General features: G+C 72.0%; 25 protein-coding genes and 3 tRNA genes. 17 read left to right on the forward strand and 11 right to left on the reverse strand.

What is annotated here, in order from left to right:
• Positions 1-9: 9 nt before the first annotated feature.
• The 4 genes from purS to ACQPZK_RS00915 are packed head-to-tail and all read left to right on the forward strand — an operon-like array spanning position 10 to position 4474.
• Positions 10-273, forward strand: a complete 264-nt coding sequence (gene purS / locus ACQPZK_RS00900) for a phosphoribosylformylglycinamidine synthase subunit PurS (RefSeq protein WP_007454310.1) — start codon at positions 10-12, stop codon at positions 271-273.
• A complete protein-coding gene (gene purQ, locus ACQPZK_RS00905) occupies positions 270-953 on the forward strand; it encodes a phosphoribosylformylglycinamidine synthase subunit PurQ (RefSeq protein WP_433536463.1) in 684 nt (227 codons plus the stop codon). The genes purS and purQ overlap by 4 nt, the downstream gene beginning before the upstream one ends.
• 55 nt (positions 954-1008) lie before the next feature.
• Entirely contained in the window at positions 1009-3714 is a 2706-nt protein-coding gene (gene purL / locus ACQPZK_RS00910) for a phosphoribosylformylglycinamidine synthase subunit PurL (RefSeq protein ID WP_433536464.1), read from the forward strand.
• Between the two features lie 4 nt (positions 3715-3718).
• Complete coding sequence (locus tag ACQPZK_RS00915) at positions 3719-4474, forward strand: 2-phosphosulfolactate phosphatase (protein WP_433539069.1); 756 nt, start codon at positions 3719-3721, stop codon at positions 4472-4474.
• A gap of 354 nt (positions 4475-4828) precedes the next feature.
• On the opposite strand, the gene ACQPZK_RS00920 is transcribed toward ACQPZK_RS00915, so the two are convergent.
• Complete coding sequence (locus ACQPZK_RS00920) at positions 4829-6937, reverse strand: carboxypeptidase-like regulatory domain-containing protein (RefSeq protein WP_433536465.1); 2109 nt, start codon at positions 6935-6937, stop codon at positions 4829-4831.
• Between the two features lie 102 nt (positions 6938-7039).
• Here ACQPZK_RS00920 and ACQPZK_RS00925 point away from each other — a divergent pair, with 102 nt between their 5' ends.
• From ACQPZK_RS00925 to amcA, 5 genes are all read left to right on the forward strand, one after another.
• On the forward strand, positions 7040-7393 hold the full coding sequence (locus ACQPZK_RS00925) for a sterol carrier family protein (RefSeq protein ID WP_433536466.1): 354 nt from the start codon (positions 7040-7042) through the stop codon (positions 7391-7393).
• Positions 7394-7561: 168 nt separating this feature from the next.
• The gene (purF, locus tag ACQPZK_RS00930; RefSeq protein WP_433536467.1) at positions 7562-9100 is read left to right on the forward strand and encodes an amidophosphoribosyltransferase; all 1539 of its coding nucleotides are present in this window, start codon (positions 7562-7564) and stop codon (positions 9098-9100) included.
• Positions 9101-9162: 62 nt separating this feature from the next.
• The gene (gene purM, locus ACQPZK_RS00935) at positions 9163-10317 is read left to right on the forward strand and encodes a phosphoribosylformylglycinamidine cyclo-ligase (RefSeq protein ID WP_433536468.1); all 1155 of its coding nucleotides are present in this window, start codon (positions 9163-9165) and stop codon (positions 10315-10317) included.
• Positions 10318-10443: 126 nt separating this feature from the next.
• Positions 10444-11547: a cyclophane-forming radical SAM peptide maturase AmcB gene (gene amcB / locus ACQPZK_RS00940; protein ID WP_433539070.1), complete on the forward strand. Its 1104-nt coding sequence runs from the start codon at positions 10444-10446 to the stop codon at positions 11545-11547.
• Complete coding sequence (gene amcA, locus ACQPZK_RS00945) at positions 11516-11752, forward strand: multiple cyclophane-containing RiPP AmcA (RefSeq protein ID WP_422737713.1); 237 nt, start codon at positions 11516-11518, stop codon at positions 11750-11752. The genes amcB and amcA overlap by 32 nt, the downstream gene beginning before the upstream one ends.
• A gap of 143 nt (positions 11753-11895) precedes the next feature.
• On the opposite strand, the gene ACQPZK_RS00950 is transcribed toward amcA, so the two are convergent.
• Both ACQPZK_RS00950 and ACQPZK_RS00955 read right to left on the reverse strand, forming a co-directional pair.
• Complete coding sequence (locus ACQPZK_RS00950) at positions 11896-12111, reverse strand: DUF3073 domain-containing protein (protein WP_007454329.1); 216 nt, start codon at positions 12109-12111, stop codon at positions 11896-11898.
• Between the two features lie 302 nt (positions 12112-12413).
• The gene (locus ACQPZK_RS00955) at positions 12414-13496 is read right to left on the reverse strand and encodes a Glu/Leu/Phe/Val family dehydrogenase (RefSeq protein WP_433536469.1); all 1083 of its coding nucleotides are present in this window, start codon (positions 13494-13496) and stop codon (positions 12414-12416) included.
• A 194-nt stretch (positions 13497-13690) separates the two neighbouring features.
• On the opposite strand from ACQPZK_RS00955, the gene ACQPZK_RS00960 reads away from it, so the two are divergent.
• Together ACQPZK_RS00960 and ACQPZK_RS00965 are read left to right on the forward strand one after the other, a co-directional pair.
• Positions 13691-14530, forward strand: a complete 840-nt coding sequence (locus ACQPZK_RS00960; protein ID WP_433536470.1) for a hypothetical protein — start codon at positions 13691-13693, stop codon at positions 14528-14530.
• Positions 14531-14781: 251 nt separating this feature from the next.
• Positions 14782-14991 (forward strand): BldC family transcriptional regulator, encoded by a 210-nt coding sequence (locus tag ACQPZK_RS00965; RefSeq protein ID WP_007073996.1) that lies wholly within the window; start codon positions 14782-14784, stop codon positions 14989-14991.
• 94 nt (positions 14992-15085) lie between these two features.
• Here ACQPZK_RS00965 and ACQPZK_RS00970 read toward each other — a convergent pair whose 3' ends face one another.
• On the reverse strand, positions 15086-15478 hold the full coding sequence (locus ACQPZK_RS00970; protein WP_433536471.1) for a PPOX class F420-dependent oxidoreductase: 393 nt from the start codon (positions 15476-15478) through the stop codon (positions 15086-15088).
• Between the two features lie 53 nt (positions 15479-15531).
• Between ACQPZK_RS00970 and ACQPZK_RS00975 the strand changes: the two genes are divergently transcribed.
• Entirely contained in the window at positions 15532-16311 is a 780-nt protein-coding gene (locus tag ACQPZK_RS00975; RefSeq protein WP_433536472.1) for a class I SAM-dependent methyltransferase, read from the forward strand.
• Positions 16312-16356: 45 nt separating this feature from the next.
• Here ACQPZK_RS00975 and ACQPZK_RS00980 read toward each other — a convergent pair whose 3' ends face one another.
• Positions 16357-16647 carry a hypothetical protein gene (locus ACQPZK_RS00980; RefSeq protein ID WP_433536473.1) on the reverse strand — a complete coding sequence of 97 codons (291 nt, stop codon included), beginning with the start codon at positions 16645-16647 and terminating at the stop codon, positions 16357-16359.
• Positions 16648-16824: 177 nt separating this feature from the next.
• Between ACQPZK_RS00980 and ACQPZK_RS00985 the strand changes: the two genes are divergently transcribed.
• Together ACQPZK_RS00985 and ACQPZK_RS00990 are read left to right on the forward strand one after the other, a co-directional pair.
• The gene (locus ACQPZK_RS00985; RefSeq protein WP_433536474.1) at positions 16825-17682 is read left to right on the forward strand and encodes a 3-hydroxyacyl-CoA dehydrogenase family protein; all 858 of its coding nucleotides are present in this window, start codon (positions 16825-16827) and stop codon (positions 17680-17682) included.
• A complete protein-coding gene (locus ACQPZK_RS00990) occupies positions 17679-18422 on the forward strand; it encodes an enoyl-CoA hydratase/isomerase family protein (protein WP_433536475.1) in 744 nt (247 codons plus the stop codon). The genes ACQPZK_RS00985 and ACQPZK_RS00990 overlap by 4 nt, the downstream gene beginning before the upstream one ends.
• 65 nt (positions 18423-18487) lie before the next feature.
• Here the strand turns inward: ACQPZK_RS00990 and ACQPZK_RS00995 are convergent, their stop codons facing one another.
• Positions 18488-19834: an ABC transporter substrate-binding protein gene (locus ACQPZK_RS00995; RefSeq protein WP_433536476.1), complete on the reverse strand. Its 1347-nt coding sequence runs from the start codon at positions 19832-19834 to the stop codon at positions 18488-18490.
• Between the two features lie 155 nt (positions 19835-19989).
• Between ACQPZK_RS00995 and ACQPZK_RS01000 the strand changes: the two genes are divergently transcribed.
• A complete protein-coding gene (locus ACQPZK_RS01000) occupies positions 19990-20379 on the forward strand; it encodes a hypothetical protein (RefSeq protein ID WP_433536477.1) in 390 nt (129 codons plus the stop codon).
• Between the two features lie 40 nt (positions 20380-20419).
• Here ACQPZK_RS01000 and ACQPZK_RS01005 read toward each other — a convergent pair whose 3' ends face one another.
• Complete coding sequence (locus ACQPZK_RS01005) at positions 20420-20869, reverse strand: hypothetical protein (RefSeq protein ID WP_433536478.1); 450 nt, start codon at positions 20867-20869, stop codon at positions 20420-20422.
• 129 nt (positions 20870-20998) lie between these two features.
• On the opposite strand from ACQPZK_RS01005, the gene ACQPZK_RS01010 reads away from it, so the two are divergent.
• Positions 20999-21703 (forward strand): DUF2786 domain-containing protein, encoded by a 705-nt coding sequence (locus tag ACQPZK_RS01010; RefSeq protein ID WP_433536479.1) that lies wholly within the window; start codon positions 20999-21001, stop codon positions 21701-21703.
• 6 nt (positions 21704-21709) lie between these two features.
• On the opposite strand, the gene ACQPZK_RS01015 is transcribed toward ACQPZK_RS01010, so the two are convergent.
• Positions 21710-22231: an SRPBCC family protein gene (locus tag ACQPZK_RS01015; protein WP_433536480.1), complete on the reverse strand. Its 522-nt coding sequence runs from the start codon at positions 22229-22231 to the stop codon at positions 21710-21712.
• Positions 22232-22396: 165 nt separating this feature from the next.
• Here ACQPZK_RS01015 and ACQPZK_RS01020 point away from each other — a divergent pair, with 165 nt between their 5' ends.
• Positions 22397-23551 (forward strand): hypothetical protein, encoded by a 1155-nt coding sequence (locus ACQPZK_RS01020; RefSeq protein WP_433536481.1) that lies wholly within the window; start codon positions 22397-22399, stop codon positions 23549-23551.
• Positions 23552-23746: 195 nt separating this feature from the next.
• Here the strand turns inward: ACQPZK_RS01020 and ACQPZK_RS01025 are convergent.
• The 3 genes from ACQPZK_RS01025 to ACQPZK_RS01035 form a co-directional block, all read right to left on the reverse strand.
• A tRNA-Phe gene (locus ACQPZK_RS01025) sits at positions 23747-23820 on the reverse strand.
• 99 nt (positions 23821-23919) lie between these two features.
• Positions 23920-23993: transfer RNA gene (locus tag ACQPZK_RS01030), tRNA-Asp, on the reverse strand.
• Positions 23994-24024: 31 nt separating this feature from the next.
• Positions 24025-24097: transfer RNA gene (locus ACQPZK_RS01035), tRNA-Glu, on the reverse strand.
• Positions 24098-24345: the final 248 nt, after the last annotated feature.

Consider the following 24345-nt stretch of genomic DNA (forward strand, 5'->3'; position numbering starts at 1 on the left):
GAGTGCCCAGTGCCTCGCGTCGTCGTCGACGTCATGCTCAAGCCCGAGATCCTCGATCCGCAGGGCCAGGCCGTCGCAAACGCGCTGCCCCGGCTCGGCGTCAGCGACGTCGCCTCAGTCCGGATCGGCAGGCGGATCGAGATCGATTTCACCGGTGAACCGGACCTGGACCGTGCCCGGGAGATCGCCGACAAGTTGCTCGCCAACCCGGTCATCGAGGACTTCACCGTCCGCCTGGTCGAGACCGACGAGACCGCGGACGCCCGCTCGTGACCGCCCGGGTCGGTGTGGTCACGTTCCCCGGCTCGCTCGACGACGGGGACGCGGCCCGCGCCGTCCGGATCGCCGGCGCCGAGCCGGTCCGGCTCTGGCACGGCGATGAGAGCCTGCACGGTGTGGACGCCGTCGTCCTGCCCGGCGGGTTCTCCTACGGCGACTACCTGCGCTGCGGGGCCATCGCCCGGTTCGCCCCCGTGATGGAGACGATCGTGGACGCCGCCCGAGGCGGCCTGCCGGTCCTCGGCATCTGCAACGGCTTCCAGATCCTCTGCGAGGCGCACCTGCTGCCGGGCGCGCTCACCCGCAACCAGCACCTGCACTTCCGCAACCGGGACCAGGTGCTGCGCATCGAGTCGGCCGGCACCGCGTGGACCAACGCGTTCCAGGCGGGCCAGGAGGTGCTGATCCCGGTCAAGAACGGCGAGGGCTGCTACGTCGCCGACACCGCGACGCTGGACCAGCTCGAAGCCGAGGGCCGGGTCGTCGCCCGCTACGTCGGCGGCAACCCGAACGGGTCGCAGCGCGACATCGCCGCGATCACCAACGCCGCCGGCAACGTGGTCGGCATCATGCCGCACCCGGAGCACGCGGTGGAGGCGCTCACCGGCCCTTCGCTGGACGGTCTCGGGTTCTTCACCTCGGTCCTCAAGCACCTGGTGGGGACCCCAGCGTGAGCATCGGTCAGCTCAACCGCCGGCCCGGCGGGCACGAGCGCAGCGAGGAGAGGTCATGACCACCCATCCGGACCCGGTACGGGACACTCCGGAGGCGTACTCCGCCCCGGCGCAGCCGACCGAGACGCCGGCGCAGCCCACCGCCCCGGCGGCCGCTCCCGCGCAGCCGGCGACGGCCGACTGGACCGACGGCGTGGACACCGTGCCGCGCGCCGGTGGCACCCCGGGCGAGCTGCAGCCGTACACCGAGCTGGGCCTGCGCGACGACGAGTACGACCGGATCCGGCAGATCCTCGGCCGTCGACCCACCCAGTCCGAGCTGGCCATGTACTCGATCATGTGGAGCGAGCACTGCTCCTACAAGTCGAGCAAGGTGCACCTGCGCCAGTTCGGTGAGAAGGCTCCGCAGAGCGACCGCCTGCTCGCCGGCATCGGTGAGAACGCCGGTGTCGTGCAGGTCTCCGACAAGCTGGCGGTGACCTTCAAGGTCGAGTCGCACAACCACCCGAGCTTCGTCGAGCCGTACCAGGGCGCCGCGACCGGCGTGGGCGGCATCGTCCGGGACATCCTCGCCATGGGCGCCCGCCCGATCGCGGTCATGGACCCGCTGCGCTTCGGCGCGGCGGACCACCCGGACACCGCCCGGGTGCTCACCGGCGTGGTTGCCGGCGTGGGCGGCTACGGCAACTGCCTCGGCCTGCCCAACATCGGTGGCGAGCTGGTCTTCGACCCGTCGTACCAGGGCAACCCGCTGCTCAACGCGCTGTGCCTGGGCGTGCTGCCGGTCGACCGCCTCCAGAACAAGGCCGCCGCCGGCCCCGGCAACGTGGTCGTGCTGATGGGCGCCAAGACCGGCCGGGACGGCATCGGCGGCGTGTCGGTGCTGGCCAGCGCCACCTTCGACGAGGGCAGCGAGGCTCGTCGCCCGGCCGTCCAGGTCGGCGACCCGTTCACCGAGAAGCTGCTGATCGAGGCATGCCTGGAGCTGTACGACGGCCAGCTCGTCGTCGGCATCCAGGACCTGGGCGGCGCCGGTCTGACCTGCGCGCTCACCGAGACCGCCGCGGCGGCCGGCACCGGCATGCGGGTCTGGCTGGAGCGGGTGCCGCTGCGCGAGCCCTCGATGGACCCGCACGAGATCCTGGCCAGCGAGTCTCAGGAGCGGATGCTGCTGGTCGTCGAGCCGGACAAGCTCGACGCGGTGCTCAAGACCTGCGAGAAGTGGGGCGTGCTCGCCACCGCTATCGGCGAGGTCACCGCGCCGGAGCCGGACGGCCGTCCGGGTCGCCTGCTGATCACCTGGCGGGACCACCTCGTCGTCGACGTGCCGCCGGGCTCGCTGGTGGACGACGGCCCGGTGTACGCCCGACCGATGCGGGAGCCGGCCGACCTGATCCTGCTCCAGGCGGACCGGGCCGAGACGCTGCCCCGCCCGGCCGACCCGGAGGCGCTGCGGGAGACTCTGCTGCGCATGATCGCGTCGCCGAACCTGGCCGACAAGACCTGGGTCACCGAGCAGTACGACCGCTACGTGCTGGGCAACACCGTGCTCGCCCAGCCGGAGGACGGCGGCGTGATCCGTCTCGACGAGCAGACCGGGCTCGGCGTGGCCCTGTCGGTGGACGGCAATGGCCGGTACGCCCGACTGGACCCGTACAACGGCGCCAAGCTGGCGCTGGCCGAGGCGTACCGGAACGTGGCCGTGACCGGCGCGAAGCCGATCGCCGTGACCGACTGCCTCAACTTCGGCTCGCCGGAGGACCCGGGCGTGATGTGGCAGTTCGCCGAGGCCGTGCGCGGCCTGGCGGACGGCTGCCTGGAGCTGGGCATCCCGGTGACCGGCGGCAACGTCAGCTTCTACAACCAGACCGGCGCCGCGGCCATCCACCCGACCCCGGTGGTCGGTGTGCTGGGCGTGCTGGACAACGTGGCCGACCGGGTGCCGATGGGCTTCGTCCCGCGTCCCGGCGGCGACCACGACCAGCTCTACCTGCTCGGCGAGACGAACGTGGAGCTGTCCGGCTCGGAGTGGGCCTGGGTGACGCACGAGCACCTCGGCGGCATCCCGCCGCAGGTCGACCTGCTCCGGGAGAAGGCGCTGGCCGACCTGCTGGCCGAGGCCGCCCGGGTGGGCCACCTCAGCTCGGCGCACGACCTGTCCGACGGTGGGCTCGCCCAGAGCCTGGTCGAGTCCTGCCTGCGGCGTGGCGTCGGCGCCCGGATCGCCGTGCCGGAGCAGTTCGCCGAGGGCTCGATGCCCTTCGTCTACCTGTTCAGCGAGTCCGCCACGCGGGCGCTGGTGTCGGTGCCGCGTGGCCACGACAAGGCGTTCGCGGCGCTCTGCGCCGAGCGGGGCGTGCCGTTCGAGCTGATCGGTGTCACCGACCCGTCCGGCGGGGCGCTCGAGGTGCACGGGCAGTTCCGGATCGGCCTGGACGAGCTGCGCGCCGCGCACACCGAGACGCTTCCGCGCCTCTTCGGCGGCACCGCCACCGCCGAGGCAGCACCGTCGGCCGTCGCCGAGGACAACGAGCCCGCCGTCGCCGAGGTGTCCGCCCCGGCCGCCGGCGTGGCGGGCGCGGTCGAGGCCGTGCCGCTGCCCGGCGAGCCGGCCGAGCCGGTGGACCCGTCGGAGGTGCTCTCCGAGCCGATCGCCTCGGCCGGCCCGTCCCCGCAGACCGGGGCTGTCGACCCGATCGGGTCGGAGCAGTCGTCCGAGTCTGGTTCCGGTGCCACCGAGCCGTCGCCTGACGAGCGCTGAGGCGTTGACGGCGGCCGTCTACGGCCAGCCCGGGTCAGGCGCCAGGTTCGACTGGGGCCTGACCGGGGCGGCCGAACTCGGCCGGGTCTGCGCGGCGCTGGTGGTGGTGGACGTGCTCTCGTTCACCACCGCCGTGGAGGTCGCGGTCGCCCGGGGCATGCGGGTGCACCCCTTCCCCTGGGGTGAGCAGGCCGCCGAGTACGCGCTGCGGGTCGGCGCGGTGGCGGCGGTCGGCCGTCGCCGGGTGACAGCCGACCACCCGTGGTCACTCTCACCCGCCGCGCTGAGCGCCGCGCCGGTCGTCGCGGACCTGGTGCTGCCCTCGCCGAACGGCTCGGCCATCAGCGCCGCCGCCAGCGCCACCGGGCTACCGGTGGTCGCGGCGTGTCTGCGCAACGCGCGCGCCGTCGGGCGTTGGCTGCGCCGCCAGGGGTACGGCACGACGGACGCCCCGATCGGCGTCATCGCCTCGGGAGAGCGCTGGCCGGACGGCTCGTTACGCCCCTCCGTCGAGGACCAACTCGGTGCGGCGAGCGTGCTCGACGCGCTGTCCGGGGTACCGGGCGGTCTCTCCGTGGAGGCGGCCATGGCGCTCGCCGCGCTGGCCAGCACTCCGGACGTGCCCGCCGCGGTACGCGGCAGCGTCTCCGGTCGGGAGCTGACCGAGGGCGGTTTCGAAGCCGACGTCGACGTTGCCGTCCAGGTCGGCGTGTCCGACGTCGTACCGGTCCTCCGCCAGGGCGTCTTCTCCGCCGCCTGAACCCGCCCGCCCGGCCCGCCCGCCCGCCCGGCCCGCCCGCCCGCCCGGCCCGCCCGCCCGCCCGGCCCGCCCGCCCGCCCGGCCCGCCCGCCCGCCCGGCCCGCCCGCCCGCCCGGCCCGCCCGCCCGCCCGGCCCGCTCGCCCGGCCCGCCCGTGGCGTTGCCGGCACCCCGCCCCGCCCCCGTGATCATGAAGTTATTGCCCAAGCGCGCGGCGTGTCGGGGCAATAACTTCATGATCACCGGGGTGAGGGCCGGGCCGGGGCGGGGCGGGTGGGGTTGGGTGGGGGGACAGGGGAACGGCCGCCCGGATCTCCGGGCGGCCGTTCGCCGTGCGCGCTGTGGGTGGTGTCGGTCAGTCGTCCAGCCAGTCGAGGCGGCGGCCGCCGCGCTCGGTGGGCGGGGGACTGTCCGGGCGGGCCCGGCCACCCTGCTGCTGCTGGCCGTAGCCGCCCTGCTCGTAGCCCCGGTCGTCGTAGCCGCCGCGTTGCTGCGGGGGCTCCTGGCCGTAGCCGCCCTGGTCGTACCCGCCACCGCCCTGGCTGTAGCCGCCCTGGTCGTAGCCCCGGTCGTCGTAGCCGCCGCGTTGCTGCGGGGGCTCCTGGCCGTAGCCGCCCTGGTCGTACCCGCCACCACCCTGGCTGTAGCCGCCCTGGTCGTACCCGCTGGTCTGCTGGCCGTAGCCACCCGTCGGCTCCGCCCCACGACCGCCGCCGTACGGCGTGGTCGGGTCGGGCTGGCCGCCGTAGCCCTGGCCCTGCTCCGGCTGGTACACGCCGGTGGCGTACGGGTCGGCCGGCGCCGGGTACTGCGTGCTGTCGCCGGTGTACCGGCCGGTCGGCTCGTCGAAGCGCTCGCCGTAACCGCCGGCCGCCCCACCGGCGGGAGCCGGCGGGTAACCGCCCGCGCCGCCCGGCGCGGTGTAGTCACGGCTGCCGTAGCCGCCACCCGAGGAGGGCGCGCCACCGTAGCCGCCGTCCGGGGCCGCAGCGCCGCCATAGCCACCATCCGGGGCCGCAGCGCCGCCGTACCCCGCGCCGGAGCCGGGTGCGGCGCCATAGCCGTCCGCGCCGCCGTAGCCGCCGTCCGGCGTCGCCGCCGTGCCGTAGCCGCCACCCGAGGCGGGGGCGTTGCCGTAGCCGCCGTAGCCGCCCTGGCCGGGCTGGTCGTCGTAGCCGGTCCCGCCCCAACCCTGCTGGTCCGCCGCGCCGTAGGGCTGCGCTGGCGCGCCGTACGGGTCCGGCGGGACGTCGTCGACGACCGGACGGTGCATCATCGTCGGTGCCTCGCTCAGCGCCGCGCCGCCGACCATGGTCGGATCGGCGCCGCCGCCGGGTCGGTTGACCACGCGGGTCTGGTCGTCGGCACCGCGGAACGCTCCACGAGCCGCCGGCACCGCTCCGCCGGCGCCGGCCGCCGCCGGCTCGTCGTCGTCGCCGCTCTCGCGACGCTTCATCCACAGCAGGACGATCGTGCCGACGCCGGCCGCGACGAGAAGGCCGCCGAGAAGAATGATCAGGTACGAGCCGAAGCCGCCACCGTCGTCGCTCTCGTTGCCGGCGTTCGCCGGGGCGCCCGGGCTCGCCTCCTCGGAGGGCTGCTCCTCGGCACCCTCCTCGGTCGCCTCCTCGCTGGGGGTGGCGTCGGCGGTGGGCGACGGGGTGGCGCTCGGCGTGACCTCGACCTTGATCTCAAGGCTGATCCGCTGGCCGGTGATCGACTGCCCGGCGCTCGCGTTGAAACTCTTGATCGCGTTGATGTTGTTGGCCGACGCGCCCACGTCGATCCGACCGGGGGTGATCGGGTTCTGGCTGCTGCCGCTGAAGCGGAAGTTGCCGCTGCCGTCGCTGATCGTGTCGTAGCGGTGACCGCCGGTGTCCTGAAGGATCACGATCGCGTTCGGCACCGCGTCGCCGCTCGCCTTCACGACCACCTTGCCGGAGACCGACTTCACCGTCTGGTTCTGCGGCGGAGGCGGCGGTGCGGCCTTGCCCTTGACGGTCAACGAGACGTTGGCGGTGTCCGGGCCCGAAGCGGCCTCGACCGCCACCGTGATGTTCGTGGTCGCGTCGCCCGCGTTGTCGTTGGCCGCGATCCGGACCAGCACCGACCCCTTCGGGCCGCCCAGGCCGCCGCCGGAGAGCTTGACGTCGCCGCAGCCACTGGCGCAGGTGACGCCGGACGGCAGTCCGGAGAGGCTGACCTTCGCCGACTCGTCATCGTCACCGCCGGTGATGCGGACGGTGATCGTGGCGTCGCTGCCGGCGTTCACGGTGACCGAGCCGGGGGAGACCTCGACCTCCGCGGCCATGGCCGGTGTGGCGGGGACGGCGAGCAGAGCGCCGGCAACCAGCGCTACGACCACACCGGCCCGCTGCTTCCAGGCACGTCGGTGTGTTGACACGTCCACCGCCTTCCGGGCTGACGTCCCTCGACCGGCGGCGGGCGCCGGGCCGGGGATCATCACGGTACGAATACGCCGTCGGCCACTATGCCTTGTCTCACTGGATCGGCGCGACCCAGGGCCAGCGTCAGGTGCTCCACCTGTGGGTCGTATCGTCCCGTCGTGTCCTCTCCGCACAGTAAGTCCGCCGCCGTCGTGGCGGCTCTGTCGGCGCTCGACGAGGGGCGTACGCCCGAACGGCCGGTGTTCCGGGAGGCGGTCCGGTCCTTGTTGGCCGTCCTCGCGGAGCGCGCCCCCGGCCGATCGGTGGAGGTGCGCGTCCCACCATACGGTGCGATCCAGTGCGTCCCCGGTCCTCGACACACCAGAGGAACCCCGCCGAACGTGGTGGAGATGTCGCCGCAGACCTGGGTGGAGCTCGCCACGGGACGGCTCGTCTGGGCGGATGCGGTCGCCGATGGCCGTGTCCAGGTGAGCGGCGTGCGGGCGGACATCTCGGCATATCTGCCCCTCTAGCTGCGCCGATGTCCGGGTGATCGTCACTCAGGGCAGGGAAATCGTGACTATATGTATTGACGTTGACTCGCGTACACTGTCAGGCGACGACAGTGGTCCCGGCCGAGAAGTGTGGATCCGCCCCGTGATCCCCGCCAGGCCGGTCCAGACCAGCATGAGGGAGCGGTAGTGCCCCGAGGCGACGGCCGGCTGAGCCACGACCTTGACCCCCAACGACCTGGCCCCCAGGATGCCTGCGGCGTCTTCGGCGTGTGGGCCCCCGGCGAAGAGGTCGCGAATCTGACCTACTTCGGCCTCTACGCCCTCCAGCACCGCGGCCAGGAGGCTGCGGGCATCGCGGTCAGCGACGGCTCGGGCGTGGTGGTCTACAAGGATCTCGGCCTGGTGGCCCAGGTCTTCGACGAGCCCACCCTGGCCAGCCTGCGCGGCCACCTGGCGATCGGGCACGCCCGGTACTCCACGACCGGCGCGTCCAACTGGGAGAACGCCCAGCCGACCATCCGGTCGACCGATTCCGGCACGACCATCGCGCTGGCCCACAACGGCAACCTGGTCAACACCGCCGAGCTGGAGAAGGAGGTCGCCGAACGCGGCCTGGTCGCGGACGGCTCGACCAACGACACCTCGCTGGTGACCATGCTGCTGGCCAGCCGCCCCGACCTGTCGGTCGAGGCCGCCGCGCTCGAGGTGCTGCCGCAGCTTCGCGGGGCGTTCAGCTTCGTCTTCATGGACGAGTCGACGCTGTACGCGGCCCGCGACGCGCACGGCGTACGCCCGCTGGTCCTCGGCCGGCTGGAGCGTGGCTGGGTGGTCGCGAGCGAGACCGCCGCGCTGGACATCGTCGGCGCGAGCGTGGTGCGCGAGATCGAGCCCGGCGAGCTGATCGCGATCGACGAGGAGGGGCTGCGGTCCACCCGCTTCGCTGCGCCGGAGCCGAAGGGCTGCCTCTTCGAGTACGTCTACATCGCCCGCCCCGACGCGACGATCGCCGGGCGCAACGTGCACGCGGCGCGGGTGCAGATCGGGCGGCAGTTGGCCAAGGAACACCCGGTCGAGGCCGACCTGGTCATCCCGGTGCCGGAGTCCGGCACCCCGGCCGCGATCGGTTACGCGGAGGCGTCCGGCATCACCTACGGCGCGGGCCTCATGAAGAACCCGTACGTGGGGCGTACCTTCATCCAGCCGTCGCAGACCCTGCGTCAGCTCGGCATCCGACTCAAGCTCAACCCCCTGCGGCAGAACGTGCGCGGCAAGCGGCTGGTGGTCGTGGACGACTCGATCGTGCGCGGCAACACGCAGCGGGCCATCGTCCGGATGTTGCGCGAGGCGGGGGCGCTCGAGGTGCACGTCCGGATCTCCTCTCCGCCGGTCAGTTGGCCGTGCTTCTACGGCATCGACTTCGCCACCCGGGCGGAGCTGCTGGCCAACGGGTTGGACAACGACGGCATCCGGCGATCCATCGGCGCCGACACGCTGGGTTACGTGTCGCTTCCCGGCCTGATCGCCGCGACCGAGCAGCCGAAGACCCGGCTGTGTCGGGCGTGTTTCGATGGGGAGTACCCGATCGAGCTGCCGGCTGGCAATCTGATCGGCAAGCACGTCCTCGAAGGGATGGGCCGCCGGGTCGCCACCGCGACGTCGGAGGCCCCGGAGAGCTTCGGCTCGCTCGTCGCCACTCCGGGTGGCGTGACCGCAAACCGCCCGTAGCACCAACCGGCGCGGCCCGGCCACCGCCGGCGCGGCACCGAGAACCACAAAAGGGGAGAACCGTGACGCACGTGTCCGAGCGCAGCGGCGCAGGAAGCAGCCCGAACGGCGCTGGCAGCGACCACCAGCCGTGGACGGGCGGTGCCGGCCGCCAGCGGGGCAAGCGCTCCGTCTCGTACGCCGACGCCGGGGTCTCCATCGACGCGGGCGACCGCGCGGTCGAGCTGCTCAAGTCGAAGGTGCGGGAGACCCGGCGCCCCGAGGTGCTGGGCGACCTCGGCGGCTTCGCCGGCCTGTTCCGGTTGGACACGAAGAAGTACAAGAACCCGATCCTGGCGTCCTCGACCGACGGTGTGGGCACCAAGCTGGTCATCGCGCAGCAGATGGACATCCACGACACGGTCGGCATCGACCTGGTCGCGATGGTCGTCGACGACCTGGTGGCGTGCGGCGCCGAGCCGCTGTTCCTGCTCGACTACATCGCCACCGGCGAGGTCGTCCCGGACAAGGTGGCCGAGATCGGCGCGGGCATCGCCGACGGCTGCCGGTACGCGGGCTGCGCGCTGCTGGGCGGGGAGACCGCCGAGCACCCCGGTGTGCTCCGCCCGGACGAGTACGACATCTCCGCGACCGGTGTCGGTGTGGTCGAGGAGGCCGACATCCTCAGCCCGGACCGCGTCGAGGTGGGTGACGTCGTCATCGCCATGCGGTCGTCCGGCCTGCACTCCAACGGGTACTCGCTGGTCCGGCACGTGCTGCTCGGTGCCGCCCGGATGCGGTTGGACATCGTGATCGACGACTTCGGCCGGCAGCGGACCCTCGGTGAGGAGCTGCTGACCCCCACCAAGATCTACGCCAAGGACTGCCTCAAGCTGATCGAGGAGGCCGAGGTGCGGGCGCTGTCGCACATCACCGGCGGCGGCATCCCGGGCAACCTGGTACGGGTGCTTCCCGAGCACGTCGACGCGGTGGTCAACCGGTCCACCTGGAAGCCGCAGCCCATCTTCGACCTGATCCAGTCGAAGGGCCGGATCGACGACCAGGACATGGAGTCGACGTTCAACATGGGCGTCGGCATGTTCGCGATCGTCTCGGCCGAGGACGCCGACCGTGCCCTGGCCACGCTGACCGGCCGTGGCGTCGAGGCCTGGCAGGCGGGCGAGATCATCGAGGGCACCGGCAACGTGCAGATGGTGGGCCAGCACACCCGCGGGTGATCACTCTCCGGTGACCGTACGGGTACCTGATCAGGGCTTCACCCGAGTGGCCGGCGCCGCCTAGCCTGAAAGGCTCGGGCTTGGCGGAGGAGGGTGATGGCTGCTGGAGAACCGACGTTCAGCGGGATGCGCGGCCTGGCCGTGGTCCCGTCGTACGTCGTCATGCAGCCCACCACCCTGTGCAACCTCGACTGCGCGTACTGCTACCTGCCGTTTCGGTCCGTCGACCGGCGCATGTCGGTGCCGGTGGCCGAGGCGGTGGCGGCGGCGGTCAATCCGTGGGCGGCCTCCGGACGCTTCTCCGTCGTGTGGCACGGCGGTGAGCCGTTGGCGGCAGGCCGGGAGCACCTGGCCGCTCTGATCGCACCCTTCGGGCCCGAGGTCGAACACCATGTGCAGACGAACGCCACGTTGATCGACGACGAGTGGTGCGAGTTCTTCGCCCGCCACGAGATGCGCGTGAGCGTGAGCGTGGACGGGCCACGCGAGCGCAACGGCGACCGGGTCAACCGTGGCGGTCAGCCGGCGTACGACCGGATCCTGCGCGGCGTGGCCGCGTTGCGCCGCCACGGCCTGCCCTTCTCGGCGCTGGCCGTGGTGTCCCGGCCGTCGCCGGGCCTCGCCGCGGAGCTGTACGACTACTTTCTCGATCTGGGCTGCGATGTGCTGGGCATCAACATCGAGGAGACCGAAGGGGTCAACACCCGCGACAACAGCCACGATCCGGCGGCCGTGACCACGTTCTGGGCCGAGCTGGTGGCGGCCTGGCGGCGGGCGCCCCGGATCCACCTGCGCGAGGTCGAGTGGTCGCTGCGGTACGCGGCGGCGGTCCTCGACGGCACGGCGGACGGTGTGCTGCCCCGCCGGCTGGATCCGATACCGACCGTCGGGCACGACGGCTCGGTGACGGTGCTCTCGCCGGAGTTGGCCGGCTTCACGGACCCGCGCTACGGCGACTTCAGCAGTGGGAACGTGCTGACCACCCCGCTGGCCCGGATCCTGGCCGGTGCCACGTCGACCGCGTGGGTCGGCGAGTTCCTGACGGGGGTGGAAGCGTGTCGGGTGTCGTGCCCCTACTTCGGCTTCTGTGGTGGCGGCCACGCCGCCAACCGTTACTTCGAGCTGGGGCGTTTTGACGGTACGGAGACCGAGCACTGCCGCAACAGCAAGATCCGCCTATTGGAGGGAGTGTTGCAACATGCCCGAGACCACCAGTCACCGGCGGCCTGAGCGCGAAGCGGACGATGCCCCGGACGATGTCACCGAACGCGTGCGGGAGGCCGCCCCCGGGCTTGTCGCCCTGTTGCAGGAGGCCGCGGACGCACGGCGACTGCGGGCGGAGGTGCCGGGCGGAGACGGCGTCAGCGCCGTCTGCGCCTGGAACCACTTCGAGAACATCCCGACCTTCTACAACTGGAACAACCGGCCGCGGTAGGGCGGCCGTGATCAGGGGCCTGTCGGCCGGTCGGAGTGGTCCCCGGCCAGGGGCAGGCCCCTGATGATCGGCACCGATCTCGCTCCCGAAGGACACATGCGTGAGCACGCGGGGGTTACCGCGTGCTCAGCTACGTCGAGAGGTCAGCGGGTCGGACGGACCCAGGGATCCGGGTCGTCGTCCGCGTGATTCTCATCATCGTCGTCGACGAACTCTTTTGAGTCGTCGTCGAAGTGGTGCTCAGACTTACCAGCACCCGCCAGTTCGCGCTGCAAGGCGGTGAGGTCGGTGTTCGGGGAGTGGTACTTCAACTCCCGGGCCACCTTCGTCTGCTTGGCCTTAGCACGGCCGCGCCCCATGGCTCGACCCCCTCGCACAGAATGCGGGGCAGCCCGAAGGCGGGCCCCGATGACGTCAGGCATCTCTCGTGGCTCTTACGGTACATGGGGATGCCATCGTTCGGCACCTCGGGTTACCGTCAGCCGGCTCTGCGCGTCGCGGCGATCCGGCCGTCACCCAGTGTACCGGGTAAGGAGCGGAACGGAGAGCACCCGTGACGCCGGGCAAAACACGCCAAACGTGACCCGGGGCTCAGCTTACCGAGTCGGGGCGGTACGGGAGGCCCGGAGGCGGATCCCGGTCGATCCGCCTCCGGGTGAGTTCAGCGCAGGTGGATCGTGCGCAGCCGACCGACCTCGGCCATCCGTCGCTCGGCCAGCCGATCCGCGGCGACCGCGGGCGGCACACCCTCGGCGTCCGCCAGGCCCAGGATCTCCCGGGTGGTGTCGTAGATCCGGGTGGCCCGCAGCTTCGCCCGGTCGAAGTTGAAGCCCTCGATCTCGTCGGCCACCTGGATCACGCCGCCGGCGTTGACCACGTAGTCCGGCGTGTAGAGGATGCCCCGGTCGGCCAGCAGCTTCTCGATCCCCGGGTGCGCGAGCTGGTTGTTCGCCGCGCCGGTCACCACCTTGGCGCGCAGCGCCGGAACGGTGTCGTCGTTCAGCGCGCCGCCCAGCGCGCAGGGGGCGTACACGTCGATGTCCGCCGCGACCAGCGCGCTGGAGTCATCCACCAGGGTGACCTGGGGGTGGTTGGCGCGTACCCAGGCCAAGGCCTTCGGGTTGACGTCCGTGGCGACCACCTCGGCGCCGTCGTCCAGCAGATGCCCGATCAGGTACTTGCCGACCTTGCCCAGGCCCGCCACGCCAACGCGGCGGCCCTTCAGGCTCGGCGTGCCCCAGACGTGCTCGGCGGCCGCCCGCATCCCCTGGAACACGCCCCAGGCGGTCAGGATCGACGAGTCGCCGGCACCGCCGTGCTCCACGCTGCGGCCGGTCACGTAGCGGGTCTCGCGGGCGATGACGTCCATGTCCGGCACGTAGGTGCCGACGTCGCAGGCGGTGTAGTAGCGGCCGGCCAGCGACTCCACGAAGCGGCCGTACGCGCGCAGCAGCGCCTCGCTCTTGATCTGCTCCGGGTCACCCCAGATGACGGCCTTGCCGCCGCCCAGGTCCAGCCCGGCGAGCGCGTTCTTGTACGCCATCCCACGGGACAGGTCGAGCACGTCGGCGAGGGCGTCGTCCTCGCTGGCGTACGGGTAGAAGCGGGTGCCGCCGAGCGCGGGCCCCAGCGCGGTGGAGTAGATCCCGATGATCGCCTTGAGGCCGCTCTGCTTGTCCTGGCAGAAGACGACCTGCTCGTGACCGGTCGATACCGGGTCGTCGGTGCTCGCGAATACGCCCATGACTGGCTCCTACGATGGTGTGCGTTCCTTGTGGGACGCGGACCTGGTGGACCCCGGCGGGGATGCTGCCGGTGTGATCGAGCCTAGTATCGGCCGCCGTACGAGCGCCGGACGCGCCGCCGCCGTCTCACGGTGCGGCGCGCGCGGTCCGGCCGCTGGCCGCGCGGGGGTGCGGTTCGTGGGAGGATCGCGCGGTGCCGTCGCTCTTCGCTTCATACCTGCGCGTGTACGAGCCGCTGACCGCCTTCGACCGGGACCGGCAGAGTTACTGGCGCCGCTACGTCTCGGAGGGACGGGCGGTCGCCCCGGTCGAGGGGCCCGGCCGTCAGCGGACGGCGGTGATCGAGGCGTTGGGCGCGGGCTGGACCCGCCTGCCCGACCTGCCCGAGGAGGCCTACGTCCTGGAGACGGACGACAGTCTGCTGGTCTGCCCCTGGAACCTGCGTATCCGGGTCGCTGAGGCGGCGCTCAACGCCCGGGACGGGGTGCCCCCGGTGCTTGCTGACGCCTTCGTGCCGCCGGTGCTCGCCGGGCAGGCCCGGGCGGTCGTCGACGACTGGCGCAGCGGCGCGCGGGTTCTGGAGCACGGGGTGCCCCGGGTGCACGAGCAGATCGCGACCTGGGGCGTACCCCTGCGGTGGTTCGTGCTCTTCGACCCGTCGGAGCGGGATCTCGTCACCCAGCCGGACCGGCGGGCGCTGCGCTACCGGACGGAGATCTCCAAGGCCCGCCGCCGTTCGTCCCGGGCGTTGTCGGTGCTGCGCAAGTCGGTGGGCGAGGCGCCGATCACCGAGGCGGTCCAGGAGGCGGCCCGCTGGCTGGAGGAGTTCCATCCGCGTTCGGTGGTGGAGCTGGACTACGGCGGCCTCGTGGACCTGCTCTCCGACGAGACTCTCGCCGCCGACGACTCGCCGGAGTTGGTCGCCGGCGGCCTCGCGGGCCTGTCCCGGGGAGAGGCGGACGAGGCGTCGGCCGCGTACGACAAGTTGGTGGCCCGCTGGCGTGCCGTGCAGCTCCTGGAGCGGTGCAACTGAGGCAAATCCCCCCTAGGAGCGCTCCCAAGGCGAGGGTGTCTCGTAGTTGACGCATCACGAACCGTGATCATGAGTCCGAATAAGGTACTTTCTGCCGTGTAAAAGTCGTAAAAATCGGGCATGGTTCATCCGTCCGTCTAGGGACCTTCATCCGTTCGGCCCATGTCGGACATCGGGGACTAGCCGGACCATGGGAGACGCGTCGGCCGGCGGGACCCCGGCCGATGTCTATACATGTGGAGGAGTGACCGATGGCATCGCGAACGCACGAACCAGAGCCGCTGCTCACACCGGCCGAGGTGGCGTCGATGTTCCGTGTCGACCCGAAGACGGTGACCCGGTGGGCGAAGGCTGGCAAGCTCAGCGCCATCCGCACCCTGGGTGGCCACCGTCGATACCGCGAGTCGGAGGTCAGGGCGCTGCTACAGGGCCAGATCCCGCAGCAGCGGCAGGGCGACTGACCCGATAGAGGTTTCCGAAAAAGGGCGGTGGATTTCGATCCTCCGCCCTTTTTGCTGTCCGTCTCCGCGCCATGCCGTCCTCCGCGTCGGCGCGTCAGTCCGCGTCGGGGCCGGTCAACGTCACCCGGATGCCGATCGTGCCGCCCTCACCGCGACGCAACCGGCTGCCCAGCAGGCTCAGCCGACCGATCAGGCGGTACTTGTGCTTGAGCAGGTCCCGGACCCGGCCCGTGTCGCGGCCACCGTAGAGGGTCGCGTGGGCGGGCACCTCCGCGCCGTGCGGCCGGCCCCGCACGTCGCACGGCGCCACGGTCACCTCGCCGTTGTGGCGGATCCGCTTGACCTTCCCCGAGTCGGCGCGGGTCCACACCGCCAACGCGTCCCCGTCGCGGACCGCCCAGACCGGAGTCGGCACCGCCCGGCCGTCCTTGCGGAAGGTCGTGAGCAGGATGTACTTCTCGGCCGACAGCCGGTCCAGCGTGGTCACGCCGCCAGGATAGGCCGCTGCGGGCCACTGAGCGGCCAGATAGCGTGAACGGCGTGACGGGGGAGCCTGCAATTGGTGACGTGGTCGGTGAACTGCTGCGGGACGCGCTCGCCGTGGCGACCGGGGTCGGCCCCCGGCCGATGGTCGGCGGTCGGCTGCCCCGGCCGGTCATCGAGATCATCGAACGGGACGACGGTCTGATCAACGGCGCTCCGGCGGCGCACTACCTCGACGGGCCGGCCGACTGGCAGCCGTACGACCACCGGGCCGTCGACCGGGCCCGGGGCGAGACGCTTGACGTCGGCACCGGGGCCGGTCGGATCGCACTGCTGCTCCAGGAGCGCGGCATACCCGTCACCGGCCTCGACACGTCGGCGGGCGCGCTCGACGTGAGCCGGCGTCGGGGCGTACGGCGGCTGGTGCACGGCACGGTGGACACGCACGTCGTCGACGGGCGGCGCTACGACACGTTCCTGCTGCTCGGCAACAACCTCGGGCTGTTCGAGGGCCGCGAGCGGGCCCCGGTGTTCCTCGCCGCGCTCGCCGCGCTGGCCCGGCCCGGGGCGCAGATCATCGCGCACGGCACCAACCCGTACGGCACCCGCGACCCGGTGCACACCGGCTATCACGAGCGCAACCGACGCCGGGGGCGGTTCGGTGGCCAACTCCGGCTCCGGCTGCGCTACCGGGAACTGGGCACCGAATGGTTCGACTACCTGGTCTGCTCGCCCGACGAGTTCGCCGAGCTCGTGCACGGAAGCGGGTGGCGGTTGACCGATGTGGACGACCGCGACGCCCCCTACTACCTGGCCACCCTGCGCCTCGCCGGCTGAGCGACGGCCCCTGCGCCGCGTCGGACGCAGGAGCCGTCGTACGGCTCAGACCTGAACGGTCGGGGGCAGCGGCTCGGGCGGGAGGCCGCCGTCGCCGTCGACGACCTCGTCGGGAGTGCCGTCCTCGTCGAGGTCGACCATGGTGATGTCCACCTTGCCGTCACCGTCGGTGTCGAACTGGAACAGGTCGGCCTTGCCGTCGCCGTCGGTGTCCACCACCCACACGTCGGTCTTGCCGTCGTTGTTGGTGTCGGCGCGCAGCAGGTCGACCCGATCATCGCCCCGGGTCTCCACGGTCTCGGAGTCGGTCGTGACGCTCTCCGGTGCCTGGCTCATCTCGATGCGGTCCTTCCCTTGAGTTGACGGGCCGTACGTACCCGATCCCGCGCTCCCCCACGCATGCGCGGGGTCCCGGGCTGTCTAGGGTCGCACCATGAGCGAGCGCAGCGGGCCGGGCACCCGGGCCGGCGTGGCGGAGACCCCGCGCGCCACCGGGACGGACAGGGAGGCGTGATGAACGATCGTTTCGTGGTCGTCGGTGCGGGCACGATGGGGCTCGGCATCGCGTACGTGGCGGCCGGCGCCGGCCACGCCGTCGAGCTGGTCGAGGTGGACGCGGAGCGGGGGGCGACCGCGCTGACCCGGCTCGCCGACCTGTGGGAGCGCGCGGTACAGCGCGGCAAGCTGAGCGCCGACGAGGCCGCCGCGCACCGGGAGCGGGTGATCCTGCGGCCGAGCCTCGCCGAGGTCGCCCCGGCTCCGGAGGTGGTCGTGGAGGCGGTGCCGGAGCGGCTGGACCTGAAGAGGGCGGTGCTGCGCGACGCGGCGGCCCTGAACCCGGCGCTGCTCGGCAGCAACACGTCCAGCATCGCCATCGGCGAGCTGGCCGCGGCTCTGGACGCCCCCGAGCACTTCCTCGGCCTGCACTTCTTCAACCCCGTCTGGGCGATGACGCTGCTGGAGATCGTGGTCGGCCCGGCCACCGCCGAGGAGACCACCAACGCGGCCGTCGCGCTCGCCGGCCGGTTGGGCAAGGACCCCGTCGTCGTACGCGACATGCCCGGCTTCGCCACCTCCCGCCTCGGGGTCACGCTGGGGCTGGAGGCGATCCGGATGGTCGCCGACCAGGTGGCCAGCCCGGCCGACATCGACAAGGCGATGGTGCTCGGCTACCGGCACCCCGTCGGGCCGCTGGAACTCACCGACCTGGTCGGCCTGGACGTGCGCCTCGACATCGCCCGTACCCTCCAGGCCGCGTACGGGGACCGCTTCGCGCCACCGGAGCTGCTGGTGGAGATGGTGGCCGCCGGACGGCTGGGCAAGAAGTCCGGGCACGGCTTCTACCGCTGGGAAGGCGGCGTCAAGCAATGACTGGCCTGCGGATCGAGGAGCGGTCGGACCGGCTCGTGGTGACGCTGGCCCGGCCGGAGAAGCGCAATGCCATCGACGCCGACCTGATCGCCGAGCTGCACGACGTCTGCGCCGAGTTGGAGGCCCGCCCCCGGCTGCTGCTCCTGACCGGCGGCGCGGAGGGCATCTTCGCCGGCGGCGCGGACATCGGCCAGCTTCGCGAGCGGGGCCGCACGGACGCCCTGGCCGCGATCAACTCGGCGGCCTTCGCGCGGATCAGGGCACTGCCCATGCCGAGCGTGGCCGCCGTGGACGGGCCGGCGCTGGGCGGCGGCGCGGAGCTGGCGTACGCCTGCGATCTTCGGGTGTGTACGGCCCGGGCGGTGTTCGGTCAGCCGGAGGTGCGGTTGGGCATCCTGGCCGGCGCTGGCGCGACCCACCGACTGCCCGCCCTCGTCGGCGAAGGTCGGGCCAAGGAACTGCTGTTCACCGGCCGTCGGGTGGACGCGGCGGAGGCCCTGCGGATCGGTCTGGTGAACCGGGTGGTGGACGAGCCCGGGGAGCTGCTGACGACGGCGCACGGGCTGCTGGACGAGATGGCCCAGGCCTCGCCCCTGGCGTTGCGGCTCACCAAACTGGCCGTCGACGCGCCCGCCGCCGCGCACCCGCAGCTCGACCTGGTCAGTCAGGCGGTGCTCTTCGAGGACGAGGAGAAGCACCGCCGCATGACCGAGTTCCTGGAACGCCGCCGCGCCCGCTGACGCGGCAACGAAACGGCCGCACCGGCTCTCGAGCCGGTGCGGCCGTCGTGGTCCGCGGGTGATGCTCAGTGCCGGATCTGCACCCCGGTGTCGGCGAGCGCCCGGATCACCTGGGCCGACTCGCCGAAGCCGATGATCAGGACGGCGTCCGCGCCGAACTCCTTGATCTCCTTCGCGCCGCCGGAGAAGTCCACCGGCGGGGCCTTGGCATCGGCGGGCGGGTCGTACGTGAGCAGCTTGAGTCGGTCACCGGCGATGCCGGCCTTCTCCAGCTCGTCACGGACGGTGGCCTGCAGACCCTCGCCGTAGGAGTCCTTGCGGGCGACGATGACGATCTTTTGCGACCCGTCGCGCAGGACCACGTCGGCGAGCGCCCGGCCCTGAAGGCTGTCCGGCGGGGCGGTACGGAAGTAGAGGCCCTTGTCCTCGACGTCGGTCAGGCTGGAGTCGGTGTTCGACGGCGAGAAGAGGATCTTCCCGGCCTTGACCACGTCCGGCAGCACCTCGCGGGAGATGCCCGACGCGCCCGCGCCGATGATGATGCTGACGCCGTCCGCCACGTGCTTGGCGACGGTCGCCTTGGCCACCGCCGGGCTGGTGCCGTCGTCGCCGTCCTTCCACGTCACCGGCTTGCCCAGCACGCCGCCAGCGGCGTTGATCTCCCGGATCGCCAGCGCGGCGCCGGCCGCCATCGGCGGGTACGCGATCGCCAGGTCACCGGTCTTCGGCAGCAGACCGCCCACGATCAACGGCTTCTGGTCGTCGCTGGCGTCACCGGGACGTGCCTTCTTGCCCTTCGGCGGGGTCTTGGTGCTCGCCGCCGACTCGGCACCCGCGCCGACGAACTCGGTCTTGCCGTCGTTGATCTGCTGGCCGTCGAAGGTCAGCGTCGCGTAACTCGCGGTGGCCGGCTCACCCTTGTCGGTGAAGCCAGCGCGGGTCAGCGAGACGCTGCGGTACTCGATGTCCTGCCCGGCCCGGGCCAGGGTGAGGCAACTGGCCGGGTCCTCGCAGCGCTGACCGTTGTTGGTCACGCCGACGATCTGCTTCGCGATGGCGGCCGGGTCGGTGCTGCCGGCCAGTTGGGCGGCGAGCACACCGATCACCACCGCGTCGTACGTCTCGGCGGCGTAGAGGTAGTCCGTCAGCGCCGGGTTGACGGACCGTAGCCGGCCCTTGAAGTCGTCAGGCAGTGGGGTGAGTGGCGTGGTCCCCTTCATTCCGTCGACGAGGTCGGCACGTTCCTTCAACTCCGCTGGGTAGGAGTTGAGCATGTTGCCGTCCGTGCCGTAGAGGCGCACCTGTTGGGCGCTCCCCTCCGGGGTCTTGTCATCCCCGCAAGCGCTTGTGGCGAGCAGGATCGTCGCGCAGGCAGCCAGTGTGGCCACCCGCGAGCGGCGTGATACGAGCATGGTCGTCCTTCCTCCGGCGAAGGTCCGCTGCGCACATTAGCGTGCCGAGGCCGGTCGCGGGACCGTGGAGGTGGCGCAATGCGTAGGTAGCTCACGTTGACCACGCAGAGTGACGAAATGGCGATGGCTTGACCCCCCGTCCTACTGTGCGCTGGGTGACGGACCTACCACAGCAGATGCTCGACGACGCGACCGCCGTGCTCCGTTCGGCGCTGGCCGGGGACGGGGACGCCGTGACAGGTACGTTCGACGCCGTCGTCGACCGGGCTGGCCTGTCCGGGGCGTACGGGGTCGCCTGGTGCCTGGCCGCGACGATGGTCGGTGACGCGCCGACGAGCACCGGATGCGCGCTGGAGTTCCCGGGCATCGAGCAGGCGGACTACGACACCCGCTGGGTGGCCCGCTTCGTGAGCGCCTACGCCAACCGGGACGTACCGACCGGAGAGGCCCTGTTCGGAGCGGCGGCGGCCGACGGGCAGCTCTCCGACTGCCTGCTCACGCTCGCCGGTTCGACGATCGCCACCCTGCGCAGTCGCGCCGGATGAGCGCGGCACCCGCCTCGGGTGCCGCGCCCGCCCGGGCCGTTCAGAAGGCGTGGTACGCGACCAGTGGCTCGTACTCGTAGCGCAGGTTCTCGAAGCGGACCCGGAAGTTGACCCCGTCCTTGACGTTCGTCGCGACGACGGTCCAGCCGGAGTTGGCCGGCAGGTAGGTCCAGTAGTTGCACTTGCTGGTCTTGTCGATGAAGATCACGCAGGCTTCGGTGGCGTACGCGCTGGCGTTGCGGACGTTGATGTCGCGGCACCGCGTTGTGGTGCGGTACGGACCGGCCTGGCCGCCGTAGCCGCCGGTCTGGAAGAACGAGCGGACCGCGCCGCCGTAGCAGGTGGCGAGCGGGGCGAAGAGGTTCGGCCCCGAGGTGAAATCGGTGGAGTCGTCGCCCGGGCTGGCCGTGGCGGCCCGGGCGGGTGCGCCGCTGGCGAGCAGCGCGGCGGCTGTGGCGACGGCGAGCAGGCGAGCGGTCGGGGATGACATGCAGGCGGCCTCCGGAAACAGTTAACTGACTGTCCGTATTGGACGGACGAGCTGACCGTGACGATGATACTGATCGATCAATAGCGGCGTGGGCCCGGATCGTCGGTCGGGTGTGATAGCTCTGGGGGCATGTCCGAGGCCATGCTCAGCAAGGTGCGCAAGCTGCTCGCCCAGGCCGAGGACCCGGCCTGCACGCCCGCCGAGTCGGCGGCGTTCACCGCCAAGGCGACCGAGCTGATCGCCCGCTACGGCGTCGACCGGGCGCTGCTCGCGGTCCGCGACCCGACCACCGACCCGGTCGGCGACCGCGTGCTCGACATCGTCGCCCCGTACGCGCGGGACAAGGTCGGCCTGCTCGCGGCGGTCGCCGAGCCGCTGCGCTGCCGCTGTGTCCGGCGCAAGCAGGGCAACGGGTTCGTCGCCCACCTGTTCGGCTTCGCCAGCGACCTCGAACGCGTGGATCTGCTCTTCACATCACTGCTCGTGCAGGCCGCGCACGGCCTGGCGGCCACGGCGGTGCCGGCGGACGACCATCCGGCCGCCTTTCGGCGGTCCTGGCTGGCCGGCTTCGCGGAGGTGATCGGGGGGCGACTCTGGGCGGCCGAGTCGGCAGCGGCCACCGAGTCCGGCGCCCCGTCGATGGCGCTGGTGCTGGCCGACCGCTCCGACCGGGTGCAACGGCGGCTCACCGAGGAGTACCCGCGACTGCGTACCGCTCCGGCGCGACGCCTCGGCGGCACCGGCTTCGGCTCCGGCGCCGAAGCGGGCAGCCGCGCGCACCTGGGCGGCCGCAACCTGGACACCGGCCGGGTGGGTCGACAACTCGACCGGTGACGCCGCTCAGGCGGTGTGCTGGCCGCGCGACACCGTGGCGAGATAGCGGGTGAGCAACTCGTGCCAGCCCGCCGTGAGCGCCTTGCGATAGCCCTCGGCCGCCTCGCCGTGCCGGTCGAAGTGCCGGTGCTCCAACTCGACCCGGGTCCGTTCGGGCCCGTCCGGCAGGAACAGCACCTCGACCTCGCTCGCCTTCGCCGGATCCGGCACCGGCACCCGGTCCGGACCGAGCTGCCAGGCGAAGACCAACCGACGAGGCGGATCCCACGTGAGCACGCGCCCCCAGTCGGCGCGAAAGCCGTACGGGCCGATCTCGTAGAGCATGCCGCCGGCCCGCGGCTCCATGCCCAGCTCGGCGAGAGCTTCCGGACCGGACCAGGTGTACTCCGTGACCCACCACTCGGTCAGCTCATCGGTGAACACGGCGAACGCCCGTTCGGCGGAACCGGGGACGAGGAGACTGCACCGTAAGGAGAAGCGCTCCAGGTCCTGCCGAATGTCGGCCGGATCAGCCATCCCCTGTCCCATAGGCCCGGACCATACCGGCTGATGCCCGGCTGTGCAGCTTCCGCGGTGCCCTTTTCCAGACAGTGGGTTGCCGAGTCGTCACGCACGGGATGGCCCGCCGGAAAGCGGGTAACCGCGCCGGACGGCCCGGACGACCGGGCCGGCGCACGGGCGGAGCGGGAGAGCATGAGCGAGAACGCGCAGCACCCACGGGCGGAGCGGGACGCCGACGCCGGAGACCCGGACGTCCTCCTCGACATCCCGAACGTCTCGGTCGACTCGATCCGGCTGGCCGTGGACGGACTGGACGCCGACATCTCGCTGCGCGCCCGGCTGGCCAACCTGCTCCAACTCGACGCGGGCGTACGGGTCCACCTGCACGGTGTCGAACTGGACATCGACGGGGTGCACGCCGAGGCGCAGCTACGGGTACGGCTGGAGCAGCTGGTGACCCTCCTGGGCCGCGCGCTCGACACCATCGACAACAACCCGCAGGTCATCGAGTCTCTCGCCCGTGCGGGCGGCGGTGCGCTCGACGACGTGAACCGCAGCAGCGAGCAGTTGGCGGCCGGCGCCGCCGAGATCACCGCCCGCGCGCAGCACGGCAACGTCCGCGACGAACTGGCCCGACAAGCGGGTGTACCCGGCGGGGCCGGCGAACCGGCACGCCCGGTCCGCCCGATGAGTCCGTCGGCCGGTCCGTCCGTCTCGACCCCCGCTCCGGGCCCGTCCGGTACTCCCGCCGGCGACCGAGGTGACAGGGGACAGCCCGAGGGTGGTCCGGGCGGTGGCGGTCCGTCCGGCGGCGGTCCGGCTGGGGGCGACCAAGGCGATGGTGGTCCGGCTGGCACTGGTCGGGCTGGTGGTGGCCCGGCGGGGCGCGGCGCGGACGGCCAGGGTGGTCGGGCTGAGGGCGGCCACGTCGGCGGCGGGCCCTCTGGTGGCGGGCCGACCGGTGGTGGTGCCCAGGGCGGCGGTCAGCAAGGTGGCGGCGGCCAGCAGGGTGCCGGCGGTCAGCAGGGTGCCGGCGGTCAGCAGGGTGCCGGCGGTCAGCAGGGCGGCGGACAGCGCGGCGGCGGACAGGGTGCCGGCCAGCGCGGCGGCGGACAGGGTGCCGGCCAGCAGGGCGGCGGCCAGCGGGGTGCGGGCCAGCACGGCGGTAACCAGCGCGGCGGGCCGGTTGGCGGTGGTGTCGCGGGCGGGGCGCAGGCGGCGGCCCAAAGCGCGGCGCAGCTCGCCGAGCAGGCGAGCGAGAGTATCCGTCAGGCCGGGCGCAGCGTGTGGGAGGCGATCCAGGGCGGGATTGCCCAGCACCGCCAACAGGGCCGCGGGGACCAGTGACCACCGCCCAGCGCGTCCGCCCCGGATGATCGACTCGACTTCGGCGATATCGCGGTATCCCGGTCGCTGCGATACCCCGACTTCGCCGAAAGCGAGTCGATCAAGGGGTAGGCAGGGCGCTCAGGGCACAAAAAAGCAAGATCCCCACCTGCGTATTCGCTGGTGGGGACCTCTGTAGCCCGGCGAAAGGCTATGTGGCCAGGGGCGGGGTCGAACCGCCGACCTTCCGATTTTCAGTCGGACGCTCGTACCAACTGAGCTACCTGGCCGTGTTGCTCGGCTCATGCTACCCGTCGGCAGATCGAACTGCTCTCAGGATCACACGCTCCGATACGCAGAACGCCGCGCGATGCGCGGCGTCAGCGCTGCGGTCCTGACGGGACTTGAACCCGCGACCTCCGCCTTGACAGGGCGGCGAGCACTCCAACTGCTCCACAGGACCTAGCTTGTGTTGCTCCGGCTTGCGCCGGTCGTGCCCCCAACGGGATTCGAACCCGTGCTACCGCCTTGAAAGGGCGGCGTCCTGGGCCGCTAGACGATGAGGGCGGCCCCGCCATCATTGCACATTCGCAACTTCAAGCGGACTTGCTCCCATCCGGCCCCGCCGGAGGCTTGGAAAGCATACGTGATGCCTGGCCGGTCGACAAAACCGGTATGGCCGGGGTCGTCATGGCTCGCATAACCGCAGGTCAGAGCCCATGTAGGGCGCGTGTCAAAGCACCTGGCCGGCCTGCGGCGGGCCCAGACGACGGCCGGCCGCGTTGGAGATGGGCCCGGATACAACACCGGTATCC

The organism is Micromonospora sp. CA-249363, from assembly GCF_050950185.1.
Lineage (GTDB): Bacteria > Actinomycetota > Actinomycetes > Mycobacteriales > Micromonosporaceae > Micromonospora.

What these genes read in the sequence shown, in the direction of transcription:
- purL (WP_433536464.1), top strand. Translation starts at nt 1,009, where the DNA reads ATGACCACCCATCCGGACCCGGTACGGGACACTCCGGAGGCGTACTCC.
- ACQPZK_RS00920 (WP_433536465.1), bottom strand. Translation starts at nt 6,937, where the DNA reads ATGATCCCCGGCCCGGCGCCCGCCGCCGGTCGAGGGACGTCAGCCCGG.
- amcB (WP_433539070.1), top strand. Translation starts at nt 10,444, where the DNA reads ATGCGCGGCCTGGCCGTGGTCCCGTCGTACGTCGTCATGCAGCCCACC.
- amcA (WP_422737713.1), top strand. Translation starts at nt 11,516, where the DNA reads ATGCCCGAGACCACCAGTCACCGGCGGCCTGAGCGCGAAGCGGACGAT.
- ACQPZK_RS00950 (WP_007454329.1), bottom strand. Translation starts at nt 12,111, where the DNA reads ATGGGGCGCGGCCGTGCTAAGGCCAAGCAGACGAAGGTGGCCCGGGAG.
- ACQPZK_RS00955 (WP_433536469.1), bottom strand. Translation starts at nt 13,496, where the DNA reads ATGGGCGTATTCGCGAGCACCGACGACCCGGTATCGACCGGTCACGAG.
- ACQPZK_RS00965 (WP_007073996.1), top strand. Translation starts at nt 14,782, where the DNA reads ATGGCATCGCGAACGCACGAACCAGAGCCGCTGCTCACACCGGCCGAG.
- ACQPZK_RS00980 (WP_433536473.1), bottom strand. Translation starts at nt 16,647, where the DNA reads ATGAGCCAGGCACCGGAGAGCGTCACGACCGACTCCGAGACCGTGGAG.
- ACQPZK_RS00985 (WP_433536474.1), top strand. Translation starts at nt 16,825, where the DNA reads ATGAACGATCGTTTCGTGGTCGTCGGTGCGGGCACGATGGGGCTCGGC.
- ACQPZK_RS00990 (WP_433536475.1), top strand. Translation starts at nt 17,679, where the DNA reads ATGACTGGCCTGCGGATCGAGGAGCGGTCGGACCGGCTCGTGGTGACG.
- ACQPZK_RS00995 (WP_433536476.1), bottom strand. Translation starts at nt 19,834, where the DNA reads ATGCTCGTATCACGCCGCTCGCGGGTGGCCACACTGGCTGCCTGCGCG.
- ACQPZK_RS01005 (WP_433536478.1), bottom strand. Translation starts at nt 20,869, where the DNA reads ATGTCATCCCCGACCGCTCGCCTGCTCGCCGTCGCCACAGCCGCCGCG.
- ACQPZK_RS01010 (WP_433536479.1), top strand. Translation starts at nt 20,999, where the DNA reads ATGTCCGAGGCCATGCTCAGCAAGGTGCGCAAGCTGCTCGCCCAGGCC.
- ACQPZK_RS01015 (WP_433536480.1), bottom strand. Translation starts at nt 22,231, where the DNA reads ATGGGACAGGGGATGGCTGATCCGGCCGACATTCGGCAGGACCTGGAG.
- ACQPZK_RS01020 (WP_433536481.1), top strand. Translation starts at nt 22,397, where the DNA reads ATGAGCGAGAACGCGCAGCACCCACGGGCGGAGCGGGACGCCGACGCC.